Genomic DNA, 13097 nt, shown 5'->3' on the forward strand with positions numbered 1-13097 from the left:
CTTATAAAAATAGTTTCTCCACACCTTTTATAGATCGTAATAAACTACAAACAACCACTTTATCCCCTTCTTGTATTTTAAAGTTCCCCAAAGCAATATATCCTATATCTCCTCTAATAACACCTCCAATAATTGCAGAGCGAGGAAAGTCTACATTCTTTATCAACTTATTACAAATCGCTGATGTTGCCTTTACCTCGAACTCTAATAATTCAGCATTCATATTACTAAGTTTGGTCATTGCCACAACTTCACCTTTTCTTATGTACCTAAAAATACTATTTGCAGCAAGCAGCTTTTTGTTAATGAGCGTATCTATACCTATGGAATGTGATAACTCAAAATAATCCATATTTTCAACCAGTGCAATAGACTTTTTTACACCTTTAGATTTTGCAACCAAACAAGACATAATATTGGTTTCAGAGTTATCACCAACAGCAATAAAAGCATCCATATTTCCAATACTTTCTTCGTCTAAAACATCAACTTTTCTACCATCACTCTTTATCACAAGTACATCGGGTAGCTGATCTGCAATATCAAAGGCACGATCTTTATCCCCTTCCAATAGCTTTACATTAAATCCTTTTTTGCTTAAATCTCGGGCAGCTTTAAAACCAATTTCTGTTCCTCCCAATATCATCACGTTCTTGATATCAGTATTCTTTTTTCCTGTTAGTCGGCATAATTCTTCAGCTCCACCTTCAGAAGTGATAAACACTACGTTATCACCTTCCCTAAAAATAGTATCGCCCCTTGGAATAAGCGTGTATTGTGTGCCTTGACGCTGAATAGCTATTGGGATAAAATGGATCTCTGGAAATATTTTAGCAGCCTCCTTTACGTTTTTACCAACAAAAGAAGCCTCTTTAGACAACGTTAACCCAGCCATGGTTAAAGCGCCTTCCTCAAACTCATAAGTATCGCTAAAAGACGATTGCCTTAAGGATAATTCAATCTCAGAAGCTGCCAAAGCTTCTGGGGATATCAATTCATCAATACCAAATCTTGTAAAACCAATTTCCTCTTTGTTGCTAATAAACTCGTTATTAGATATCCTAGCTATGGTACGTTTTGCCCCTAATTGTTTCGCTAATACACAAACTGTGATATTAATGGTCTCCGATGCCGTAACACCGATTAATAAATCACAAGCATCTACTTTTGCTTCCCTTAAAATCCCTATAGAAGTAGCATCCCCCCGAATTACTTTAATATCTAAATGAGTATCTGCATAGGTTAAACTCTCTTTATCTATATCTATTAAGGTAATCTCCTGAGATTCGTAGGACAATAATTTTGCCAAATGAAATCCAACTTCACCAGCTCCGGCAATTATTATTTTCATTCTGTAATAATCATAAAAAGTAGTACAAAGATACTATAAAATAAATACCAGCACTGTAAAATGCTACAATATCATTACACCCTGTTTAAACATAAGCTACTAGGTAAAAATCATTTAAATATGTAAGTTTGCCAAAAAAATAGCGATTTGTCTAAAATTAAACCTTACAAGGATAGTAACCAAAGTAAAAAAGAACAGGTTACTAAGATGTTTGATACTATTTCTGGTAAATATGATGGTTTAAACCGTGTAATTTCATTTGGGATAGATGTAAAGTGGCGCAAAAAAGTTGTAAAACTAATTAATGCGCATCATGCTAAGAACATTTTAGATATTGCCACAGGAACGGGAGATTTAGCGATTGCTATGGCCGATACCAAAGCTGAAAAAATTATTGGTTTAGATATCAGCTCTGGAATGCTAGACATTGGAAAACAAAAAATTAGCACAAGAGGATTATCAGATAAAATTGAAATGGTTTTGGGCGATTCTGAAAACATGCCTTTTGAAGACAATACTTTTGATGCTATTACCGTAGCTTTTGGTGTAAGAAATTTTGAAAATTTACAAAAAGGATTAAAAGACATTCTTAGAGTGTTAAAGCCAGGAGGCATTTTTGTGATTCTTGAAACCTCTATACCCACAAAAACACCCTATAAACAAGGTTATAAATTTTATACAAAAAATATATTACCCCTAATTGGCAGGATTTTTTCTAAAGATAGAAGCGCCTACAAATATTTATGTGAGTCAGCCTCAGCTTTTCCCTATGGAGAAGCCTTAAACAATATTTTGCGAGAAATTGGGTTTATTAATGTTGAAGATTTTCCTCAAACCTTTGGGGTAGCTACAATTTATAAATCATCAAAGTAATTATGAAACAAATTTTAGTTGGTTTTGTTTTTCTTTTAACCTTTCAAACTACTCAAGCACAGCTGTTTAAAAAAGAAAAAATTACTTATGATGCTAATCAAGGTCGCGGTACTACTGACTTTAAATTTTTACGTTGGGGTTACTTCTTGGGAATAAACAATTACGATTTTAATTTTGATTACAACCAAGACCTACCTGATATTTATGTAAAAATGAGCCCAGGGTTTAGTGTGGGTTTAATTGGTAATATGAGGGTAAATAGTTTTTTAGATTTAAGACTTGAACCAGGACTTTTTATTACTACAAGAGAACTATTTTACAACGAAGAATATTTTCAAGGTGTAGATTTTAGGGAGTCTGACTTATCCCGCGAAGTAAAATCTACATATATACACATACCCTTACTTTTAAAAGTATCTACAAAACGTATTAATAATTTTAAGCCTTTTATTATAGGAGGCATTTCTACAGCGATAAATTTATCTAGCAATGAGAATAATCCTGATGACAACAGTAAAGGCCAGTTTAGAACTAAAAGTAGACCTTTATTTTACGAATTAGGCTTCGGTATCGATTTTTACCTCTACAATTTTAAATTCACACCTTCTATTCGTGGTCTTTTTGGAATGGGAGATGAACTAATAAGGGATAATGACCCCAATAGTCCCTGGACAAGTAACATTACCAGAATGCAAACTCGAGGCATCTTCCTTAATTTTACATTCCAGTAAACAATATTTCTTATCCTAATTGGATTTAGTAATTCTAAAGTTAAGTGTAGTTTCAGAGGCTGCCCCAGTTTGGTTTAGCCAGATACTATAGTCGCCAGCAGGCAAAGCCCCAGTAAACCCTTGAGCTCCGTTTAAACTTCCCATGTTTGTTAAAATATCACTCCCTCTGTTGGAAACACCATACACTAATCCACCCAACAAATCGCTAGCGTTAGTATTAATGGCATCGGTTGGAAATGTATTTCCGTTTACAATCCCAATAAACCCTGCATCGTCAGACGATTGGTAATCTTCTACAATAATTTGAGTCAACTCATAACCAATGGGCACGGTAAAGGTAAAGTAATCTACATCACTAGAAGATTGAGTTGCCGTAACGGTATTTTGGCCTCCTACAAAAGCTAGGACTGTTGGGGTAGTATTTGTATTTGCCAAATCGCCACTTAAATTCTCGTTATAATCAAAACTTTGTACAGGTGGATCCGTTATAATGTCATCATCATTATTACATGCCGTTATAAAAACTAAGCCTAAGGTTAGCAAAAGAATCTTTTTCATTTTAATTTTTTTTAGGTTAAACATTCATGATTTAAGGTCGGGAAAACTTAATTATCATTTCAAAATAAAACGTTTAATCCACTTTCAAATTGCTACAACAGCAATAATAAAGCTATATACTTCGCTGAAATTCGCTTAACAAAATAGCCGTAGCTGTAGCCACGTTTAAGCTCTCTGTGGCTTGTAATTCCCCAAATCTCGGTATGGCTATTCGTTTTGAAATGGTGCTTTCAACAACTTTAGAGATACCATTTGCCTCGTTACCCATAACCAAAACACCTGCTATGGGAAGTGTGGCTTCATACACATTATCTCCATCCATAAAAGCTCCAAAAACTGGTAGCTTTGTAGTATTTAAAAACACATTTAAATCTACATAACTAACATTTACTCGTGATATGGAGCCCATAGTAGCTTGTAAAACTTTTGGATTATAACAATCTGCAGTTTGCTTACTACATACCAAATCTTTAACTCCAAACCAATCACACAATCTGATAATTGTACCCAAATTTCCAGGGTCGCGTACCTCATCCAAAGCCACGATTAATCCCTTGTGAGTAATAGGCTCAGGTTTGGGTATATTAAAAACAGCAAGTGCCTTATTAGGTGTTTTTAAAAAACTAATACGTTTTAAATCCGCTTCTGATATTAAATTTTCAATTTTGGCATCAATATTGAGTGGTTCTGTCGTATGTAACTGATGAAGTTTAAAATGAGACTGTATGAGTTCCTTGATGGTTTTTATACCTTCAGCCACAAAGTACCCTTCTGCAAGTCTGTATTTTTTTTGACCTAATCGGTTTATAAATTTTATTTGGTTTTTAGAAAGCATTCGGTAAAAATAGTTATGCAAACATAAAGAAAAAGCTAAACTATCTTTACTTTGGTTTACAAGTCTAATTTAATTTGAAATAGTGTATTTTTGACCCTATAAGTTGTAAATTAAGCTATTTAGAATTCAACTAAATTTCAACCTAAATCTATAACCGTTTTATTGCAAGTGTATTTAAGGCAGCATTCTATTAAAATACTATCATCTGTTGTGCTTTTTAGCTGTTTTACATCCTGTAATATAGTTAAAAGGGTTGCCGAGGACGAATACCTCCTAACGAAAAATACAATCGTTGTTGATGGGAAGAAAAACACATCGGAAACCTTAAACAATCTCTTAAACCAAAAACCCAATAGTAAAGTCCCTCTACGTCTTGGCATTTATAATTTGGCACGTCCAAATATAGATTCCATCCTAGCAGTTAAAATAGCAGACTCAAGCAATACAGGACTTAAACGCTTTTTATCACACAAACAGTATTACAAGATGCAAGAGTCTAAGTTACATTTTAACCAATGGCTCAAAAAAACTGGAGAGGCTCCTGTAATTTTGAATGAAGACAAAACTAAAAAATCTGTGACACGCCTCCAGGAATACTACATCAACAATGGATGGTTTAATGTTTCAGGAAATTACAATATTGAAAGAGGAGATAATAAACGCGCTGAAGTAACTTATAACATAGAAAAAGGCCCCGCTTTTATTATTGATTCAATTTCTGAAAACATCGCTTCTCCTGCCGTAGAGACACTCTACCCCAGATTTAGAAAAAATGCACTAGTAAAAAAAGGAGAGCAATACAAAACCATAAATTTTGAATTAGAAAGGGAACGTATTTCTGGTTTACTAAGAAACTATGGATTATTTCATTTTAAACAAGATTACATTACAGTTGAAATAGACACCATAGGAACCAACAATAAAGTTAATGTGAATTTTAATATTCAAAATAGAGCCATAAGAACCCCAGACTCTATTATACGCAAACCGTTTAAAATTTTTAAAGTAAAAGATGTAAATGTTTACACCGACCATACTTTTGCAAATAACGGAATGCCTATTAAAGATTCTATTACCCATAACGGCTTTAAACTCTACAGCTATGGAGATATGCGCTTTAAACCTAAGGCCATTACAGATGCTATTTTTATAAGCCCTAATGCATTATTTAAAGATATTGACAGAACATACACCTACAGGCATTTAAACGAATTAAGAACATTTAAATATCCAGATATTGAATATGTTGAAGAAAATGATACTACATTAACTGCTAATATTTATCTAACTCCTTTAAAAAAGTTTAGCCTTGGTTTTAGTACCGAAGCATCAACAAGCAATATTCAAAGAGTTGGCCTCGCTTTGAACCCAAGCTTAACCATTAGAAATATATTTAAAGGGGCAGAAACCTTTGAAATTTCTGGTACTGCGGCTATTGGTTCCTCTGTAGAACCCAATAGACAAGTTGGCGATCCGTTTTTTGATATTAATGAATTGGCACTCGATTTAAGGTTAACGATTCCAAGATTATTTTCCCCATTTAACACGGAAAAAATCATTCCAAAATACATGTCACCATCTACAAGAATTACCCTATCTGGCTCTGGACAGACTAATATTGGCTTAGACAAACAAGCTTTAAGTGGTGTTTTTAGTTACAATTGGAGACCAAACACCAGAGTAACAAATCAGTTAGATTTGTTTAATATTCAATATGTAAGAAACCTAAACATTGATAATTATTTTGATATATATACCACATCCTTCAGGAGATTGAATAGCATTGCACAATCTATAAATTACACCAACGGGGAAGAATTATCTAAACCCGACGGTGCTGAAATGTTTATATCAGATGTGCTAAGTAACAACACATCCCTATCCCCAAACGATGAAGATTTTAGAAGAGTTTCTGCAATCGATGAGCGTAAAGATAGATTGACGGAAGACAACTTAATTTTATCTACCAGTTTTAATTTTATAAAAGATAATAGAACTAGTTTGTTAGATGAAGATTTTTCTATTTTTAGGTTTAGAATTGAATCTGCTGGCACACTATTAGCCAACGCCTCCCGGTTACTGGGTTTAAACAAAGATGCGGACGACAGGTTTAATATTTTTGATGTGGCGTTTTCTCAATATATTAAAACTGAATTCGACTATGTAAAGCGATGGGATCTAGGGAAACAAAACATTTTTGCCATTCGTAGTTTTTTTGGCATTGCCATACCCTATGGCAATTCAGACAACATTCCATTTGCAAAAAGTTTCTTTGGTGGTGGTGCTAACGACAATAGGGCTTGGACTGCCTACGCATTGGGACCAGGAAGCTCTGAAAGCACCGATGAATTTAATGAAGCCAACCTTAAAATAGCATTAAGTGCTGAGCAACGCTTTAATTTATTTGGTGATTTAAACGGTGCTCTATTTGTAGATGCTGGTAACATCTGGAACGTTTTAGATGATGTAAACGACCCTCGTGCTACATTCTCAGGCTTAAACTCTTTAGAAGATATTGCTGTAGGTTCTGGTTTCGGATTGCGATATGATTTTAGTTTCTTTCTCTTTCGTTTTGATGTTGGCTTTAAAACTTACGATCCTTCTTATCGTGACGCAAACCGCTGGTTTAACGACTACAACTTTAAAAATGCGGTATATAATATCGGTATAAATTATCCTTTTTAGTATAACGTTGGCTTTAATTAAAACTATAACGTTTTAGCAATTAAAATTTTATTTTCATAATAAATCCTACAGTTAAAAACTATAAAAATGATTATTTTTGTTTCTCAAATTTAAAACCACCAAAATAATGGCACATAATATAAAACCAGGGGTTGCAACTGGAGATGAAGTACAAGCTATTTTTAATCACGCTAAAGCAAACGGATATGCTTTACCTGCTGTTAACGCAATTGGCTCTAATAGTTTAAATGGCGTTATGGAAGCTGCAAGAGATTTAAATGCTCCTGTTATTATTCAATTTTCAAATAGTGGTGCTCAATTCAATGCTGGAAAAGGCTTAAGTAATGATGCTCAAAAATCTGCAATTGCAGGTGCTATTGCAGGTGCAAAACATGTACATACATTAGCTGAAGCCTACGGTGTAACTGTTATTTTGCATACAGACCACTGTGCAAAAAAATTATTGCCATGGATAGATGGGCTACTGGATGCCAGTGAGGTATATTATAAAGAAACAGGAAAATCCCTGTTCAGTTCTCACATGATAGATTTATCTGAAGAACCAATTGAAGAAAATATCGACATCTGTAAAAAATATTTAGAAAGAATGTCTAAAATGGACATGACTTTAGAAATAGAACTAGGTATAACAGGTGGAGAAGAAGACGGTGTAGATAATACGGATGTAGATGCATCTAAATTATACACACAGCCTGAAGAAGTTGCTTACGCCTATGAAGAATTAAGTAAGGTAAGCCACAGATTTACAATTGCTGCTGCTTTTGGTAACGTACATGGTGTATACAAACCAGGTAATGTAAAACTTACTCCAAAAATTCTTAAAAACTCACAAGAGTATATTTCGAAAAAATATGGAGTAGAACATAACCATATCGATTTTGTATTCCACGGTGGTTCTGGATCTACATTAGAAGAAATTAGAGAAGCGATTGGTTACGGTGTTATTAAAATGAATATAGATACCGATTTGCAATATGCATACATGACGGGGATTAGAGATTATATGGGAGATAAATCAGAGTATTTAAAATCTCAAATAGGTAACCCTGATGGAGATGATGTGCCTAACAAAAAGTTCTACGACCCAAGGGTATGGTTACGTGAAGGCGAAAAAACTTTTGTTACAAGGCTTAAAAAAGCTTTTGAAGACTTAAATAATGTAAACACGCTATAAAACAGGTAATTTACTACAAGTTATATTGAAAAAGGTTTTGCATAAAGCAAAGCCTTTTTTGTTTAAAATACTACTAGACAAATAGTTATATATTAAAATTCAATAAAATCAATAGGGCATTACTCCAAAAGTAAAAAAAGGGTTAATTTTGTAAACTAGTTTATTTTTTAAGGCTACAAACTTTAAATTTAATAACGGTTATTAGCAGATTCTATTAATCTAAAACCGTTTATTTAAAATCTGAAATCTATATGTCTTGGTTTAAGAGAACAAATAAAGGAATACAAACAAAAACTGAAGAGAAAAAAGACACGCCAAAAGGCTTGTGGTATAAATCTCCAACAGGAAAAATTGTAGACACAAAAGAGTTAGAACAAAACTTTTATGTAAGTCCAGAAGACGGGTACCATGTTAGAATTGGCAGTAAAGAATATTTTGAAATTCTCTTTGATGACAATAAATTTAATGAGCTTGATGCTAAATTAGAATCCAAAGACCCTTTAAAATTTGTTGACACTAAAAAATACCCCGAGCGCTTAAAAGCTGCCCAAGAAAAAACCAAACTTAAAGATGCAGTTAGGGCTGCGGTTGGAAAATCTAAGGGTAAAGATTTAGTAGTTGCTTGTATGGATTTTGCTTTTATTGGTGGCTCTATGGGAAGTGTTGTTGGAGAAAAAATTGCACGTGCAGCAGATTATTCCTTAAAACACAACATTCCACTAATGGTAATTTCTAAATCTGGTGGTGCACGTATGATGGAAGCTGCATTATCACTTATGCAATTAGCAAAAACCTCAGCCAAATTAGCGCAATTAGCAGAAGCTAAAATACCATATATATCATTGTGTACAGACCCTACAACAGGAGGTACAACGGCTTCATTTGCCATGTTAGGCGACATTAATATTAGTGAACCTGGAGCATTAATTGGTTTTGCAGGACCAAGAATTGTGAGAGATACTACTGGAAAAGAATTACCTGAAGGTTTCCAAACCTCTGAGTTTTTATTGGAGCATGGATTTTTAGATTTTATAACACTTAGAAAAGATTTAAAAGACAAGGTAAACCAATATATCGACTTAATTTTGAATGAGCCTTTAAGAGTATAATTCAAAATAATCCATTCAAAAAAATCTATCCAGACTCAGAACTTTTAAAGTTACTGGGTCTTTTTTTATATTTTAAATAATACTAAATACGCCATATCTGTAAACACTATCTTTAAAAACTTCATAAAAAAACTATTAAATACAAAAAAGATGTATATTTGCCGCTTGAAAGAAAGACTTTCATAGTACATAACAATCATTTACAATAATATTAGCATGTATTTAACTAAAGAAAAGAAAGAGGAGATTTTTGCAAAACACGGTAAAGGAAAAAATGATACTGGTACTGCAGAAGCTCAAATTGCGTTGTTTACGCACAGAATTAATCACTTAACAGAGCACTTAAAGAAAAATCGTAAAGATTATAACACAGAGCGTTCGTTAGTAAAATTAGTAGGAAAGCGTCGTGCTTTACTAGATTACTTAACTAAGAAAGATATCTTAAGATATCGTGCGATAGTAAAAGAATTAGGATTAAGAAAATAAACAGGTTAAAAGAGGTTTGCATTAGTAAACCTCTTTTTTCGTTTTGCGTTAGGGATTGAACGGCATGTTTAAGTTCCCCGACCAAAGGAGGGAACGAGTAGTGAAAGTCTGTCTGCCGACAGGCAGGCCCGACCCTTGAGGGTAACGCCCAAAACATATAACTCTAGCGAAAGAGTTTAAACTTCGCATTATTTACAAGAAGCTAATTATAGTTTTTCATTGGTCGAGACCTTTTATGGTCGCTCACACAACAACTACACACAACACAACGACCATTGTTTAACTTTATTCGAGCATAATACTGTTTGAATTACAAGAAAAAATTTATGATTCCACAAACTTTTAAAGAGGTTATAGACCTTGGGGACGGTAGAGAAATTTCTATTGAAACCGGAAAATTAGCAAAACAGGCACACGGTTCTGTTGTCGTACAATCTGGAAAATGTATGCTTTTGTGTACAGTGGTTTCCAACTATCATCAAGCCGATGTAGACTTTTTACCTTTAACAGTAGATTATCGTGAGAAGTTTGCTGCAGCAGGAAGATACCCAGGCGGTTTCTTTAAAAGAGAAGCGAGACCTAGTGATGGGGAAGTTTTAACGATGCGTTTAGTAGACCGTGTTTTACGTCCGCTTTTCCCAAAAGATTACCATGCTGAAACGCAAGTGATGATTCAGTTAATGTCGCATGACCCTGAGGTTATGCCTGATGCTATGGCTGGTTTAGCGGCATCAGCAGCTATCCAATTATCTGATATTCCTTTTGAAACTGCTATCTCTGAAGTAAGAGTTGGCCGTATTAACGGGGAGTTTATCATTAATCCTTCATTTGAACAATTAGCAGAATCAGACATTGATATGATGATTGGTGCTTCGGCAGATTCAGTAATGATGGTTGAAGGTGAAATGGACGAGATTTCTGAAGAAGAAATGGTTGAAGCGATTAAAGCTGCACATGAAGCGATTAAGGCACAATGTGATGCACAGTTAAAATTGGCTGAAGCTTTTGGTAAAAAAGAAACTCGCGAATATGATCCTGAGGTTGAAGACGAAGATTTGGCAAAGAAAATTCACGACATGGTTTATGATAAAACCTATACCATTGCCAAAGCAGGATCTGCCAAACACGAGAGAGGAGAAGCGTTTAGTAACATAAAAGAAGAAGTTTTTGAATCTTTTTCTGAAGAAGAACAGGACGAGTTAGGAAAACTGATTCATAAATATGTAGCGAAAGCTCAAAAGGAAGCGATTAGAAATTTAACGCTTGATGAAGGCTTACGTTTAGATGGGCGTCAAACTACAGATATAAGACCTATATGGTGTGAGGTAGATTACTTACCGTCTACTCATGGATCTGCTATTTTTACACGTGGTGAAACTCAAGCTTTAGCTACTGTAACACTAGGAACTTCACGTGAAGCAAACCAAATTGACATGCCTTCTTTTGAAGGAGAAGAACGTTTCTATTTACACTACAATTTCCCTCCATTTTCAACAGGTGAGGCAAGACCTATTAGAGGAACGTCTCGTAGGGAAGTTGGTCATGGTAACCTAGCACAACGTGCATTAAAAGGTATGGTACCAGAAGATTGCCCATATACAGTAAGAGTTGTTTCTGAGGTGTTGGAATCTAACGGATCGTCGTCTATGGCAACAGTATGTTCTGGTACAATGGCGTTGATGGATGCTGGTGTGCAGCTTAAAAAGCCCGTTTCTGGTATTGCCATGGGGTTAATTTCAGACGGAGACAAGTATGCTGTATTATCTGATATTCTTGGAGATGAAGATCATTTAGGTGACATGGACTTTAAAGTAACAGGTACTGCCGATGGTATTACCGCTACCCAAATGGACATTAAAATTAAAGGGCTTTCATACGAAATTTTAGTAAAAGCTTTAATGCAAGCACGAGATGGCCGTTTGCATATTTTAAGTAAATTAACTGACACAATAGCTGCACCTAATGCAGATGTTAAGTCTCATGCTCCTAAAATGGTAACTCGTGTCATCCCAGGTGAGTATATTGGTGCTGTTATTGGCTCCGGAGGTAAAGTGATTCAAGAATTACAAAAAGAAACCAATACAACTATAGTTATTAATGAAGATCCTGTTACTGAAGAGGGTATCGTTGAAATTCTTGGGGTTGGACAAGAAGGTATTGATGCAGTGTTAGCAAAAATTGATGCCTTAATGTTTAAGCCTGAAGTGGGTAGCGTTTACGAAGTTAAAGTTATAAAAATGCTTGATTTTGGTGCTGTAGTAGAGTATACTGAAGCCCCTGGAAACGAAGTATTACTGCATGTGAGCGAATTAGCTTGGGAACGCACTGAAAATGTTAGCGATGTAGTTAACATGGGAGATGTTTTTGATGTGAAGTATTTTGGTTTTGATCCGAAGACACGAAAAGAAAAAGTGTCACGTAAGGCCATCTTACCTAAACCAGAAGGTTGGCAACCTAGACCTCCAAGGGATAATAACAGAGGTGGTCGCGATAACAGAAATAGAGGGAATCGTGATAATAATCGCAATCGTGATAACCGTAGAGACGATAGAAAACCTAGAGAGGATAACAGCGAAGACTAATTCTTTTTAAGTTATATAAATAACTACATTAAAAAGCCTCTCAGTATTTTGAGAGGCTTTTTAATTTATAGTCGAACGCTAATATTGAAAAAATTAATCTTTTCTATACCAACAGTTTTTCTCTCTATCGTCTTCATTAATTGCAAAAGCACAATCTAACCAAAGGTCAAACATTAAATTTGAAATACATGAATCAAAACGTGATACGGAATCCCCATCTTCTCCATTTAGTTCTCCTATACAATCAATAATACCTTCCCAATGCTCTTCTTCTGTAACCTTAACCTCATGTATGGATTCAAAATTTTGAGCCCCAAGAACAAACCTAACTATTTCCTTTTTGTCATTATATATTACAAACCATTTTAGTTCAATTGACATTCCTGTTTTATCTTTCACGTGTCTCTTTCCTTTTAACGTTTTTAGATTTGATAAATCTCGCTTTAAAATTGTAACATCAGAATAGTTCAAATCATCAAAAAAATTTCTTATTTGATTATTGAATAATTGATTGTTACTCTTGCAGTCAAAAAAGAGTAAACATAAAATTAGTAACATGAAGATGTTTTTAAAAGTTTTCATAATATTTTGTTTTATAATTGTATACAGATTTAATTATAAACTGATACACATAGAGTTATATATACTCAAACTTAATTAACACTAATCACTTAATTCTAGACCACAATATG

Annotated in this window: 11 protein-coding genes; 7 read left to right on the top strand and 4 right to left on the bottom strand. The window is 34.3% G+C overall.

What is annotated here, in order from left to right; all coding sequences use genetic code 11:
* Position 1 precedes the first annotated feature (1 nt).
* The gene (gene trkA / locus JS605_RS01105) at positions 2-1351 is read right to left on the bottom strand and encodes a Trk system potassium transporter TrkA (RefSeq protein ID WP_203255863.1); all 1350 of its coding nucleotides are present in this window, start codon (positions 1349-1351) and stop codon (positions 2-4) included.
* 147 nt (positions 1352-1498) lie between these two features.
* On the opposite strand from trkA, the gene ubiE reads away from it, so the two are divergent.
* Together ubiE and porT are read left to right on the top strand one after the other, a co-directional pair.
* On the top strand, positions 1499-2224 hold the full coding sequence (ubiE, locus tag JS605_RS01110; protein WP_203255864.1) for a bifunctional demethylmenaquinone methyltransferase/2-methoxy-6-polyprenyl-1,4-benzoquinol methylase UbiE: 726 nt from the start codon (positions 1499-1501) through the stop codon (positions 2222-2224).
* Positions 2225-2226: 2 nt separating this feature from the next.
* The gene (porT, locus tag JS605_RS01115) at positions 2227-2955 is read left to right on the top strand and encodes a type IX secretion/gliding motility protein PorT/SprT (RefSeq protein WP_203255865.1); all 729 of its coding nucleotides are present in this window, start codon (positions 2227-2229) and stop codon (positions 2953-2955) included.
* 15 nt (positions 2956-2970) lie between these two features.
* Here the strand turns inward: porT and JS605_RS01120 are convergent, their stop codons facing one another.
* Together JS605_RS01120 and JS605_RS01125 are read right to left on the bottom strand one after the other, a co-directional pair.
* The gene (locus tag JS605_RS01120; RefSeq protein ID WP_203255866.1) at positions 2971-3513 is read right to left on the bottom strand and encodes a hypothetical protein; all 543 of its coding nucleotides are present in this window, start codon (positions 3511-3513) and stop codon (positions 2971-2973) included.
* A 112-nt stretch (positions 3514-3625) separates the two neighbouring features.
* Positions 3626-4348 carry a TrmH family RNA methyltransferase gene (locus tag JS605_RS01125; protein ID WP_203255867.1) on the bottom strand — a complete coding sequence of 241 codons (723 nt, stop codon included), beginning with the start codon at positions 4346-4348 and terminating at the stop codon, positions 3626-3628.
* Between the two features lie 168 nt (positions 4349-4516).
* Here JS605_RS01125 and tamL point away from each other — a divergent pair, with 168 nt between their 5' ends.
* The 5 genes from tamL to JS605_RS01150 all read left to right on the top strand — a co-directional run bounded on the left by tamL (position 4517) and on the right by JS605_RS01150 (position 12405).
* On the top strand, positions 4517-7033 hold the full coding sequence (tamL, locus tag JS605_RS01130; protein ID WP_317194123.1) for a translocation and assembly module lipoprotein TamL: 2517 nt from the start codon (positions 4517-4519) through the stop codon (positions 7031-7033).
* A 127-nt stretch (positions 7034-7160) separates the two neighbouring features.
* The gene (gene fbaA / locus JS605_RS01135; protein WP_203255868.1) at positions 7161-8228 is read left to right on the top strand and encodes a class II fructose-bisphosphate aldolase; all 1068 of its coding nucleotides are present in this window, start codon (positions 7161-7163) and stop codon (positions 8226-8228) included.
* Between the two features lie 251 nt (positions 8229-8479).
* Positions 8480-9337 carry an acetyl-CoA carboxylase, carboxyltransferase subunit beta gene (gene accD, locus JS605_RS01140; protein ID WP_203255869.1) on the top strand — a complete coding sequence of 286 codons (858 nt, stop codon included), beginning with the start codon at positions 8480-8482 and terminating at the stop codon, positions 9335-9337.
* A 216-nt stretch (positions 9338-9553) separates the two neighbouring features.
* Positions 9554-9823, top strand: a complete 270-nt coding sequence (rpsO, locus tag JS605_RS01145) for a 30S ribosomal protein S15 (protein ID WP_203255870.1) — start codon at positions 9554-9556, stop codon at positions 9821-9823.
* 326 nt (positions 9824-10149) lie between these two features.
* Positions 10150-12405: a polyribonucleotide nucleotidyltransferase gene (locus JS605_RS01150; protein WP_203255871.1), complete on the top strand. Its 2256-nt coding sequence runs from the start codon at positions 10150-10152 to the stop codon at positions 12403-12405.
* A gap of 93 nt (positions 12406-12498) precedes the next feature.
* Here the strand turns inward: JS605_RS01150 and JS605_RS01155 are convergent, their stop codons facing one another.
* Positions 12499-12987 (bottom strand): hypothetical protein, encoded by a 489-nt coding sequence (locus JS605_RS01155; protein WP_203255872.1) that lies wholly within the window; start codon positions 12985-12987, stop codon positions 12499-12501.
* Positions 12988-13097: the final 110 nt, after the last annotated feature.

It is taken from the genome of Hyunsoonleella ulvae (genome assembly GCF_016827605.1).
GTDB classification, from domain to species: Bacteria; Bacteroidota; Bacteroidia; order Flavobacteriales; family Flavobacteriaceae; genus Jejuia; species Jejuia ulvae.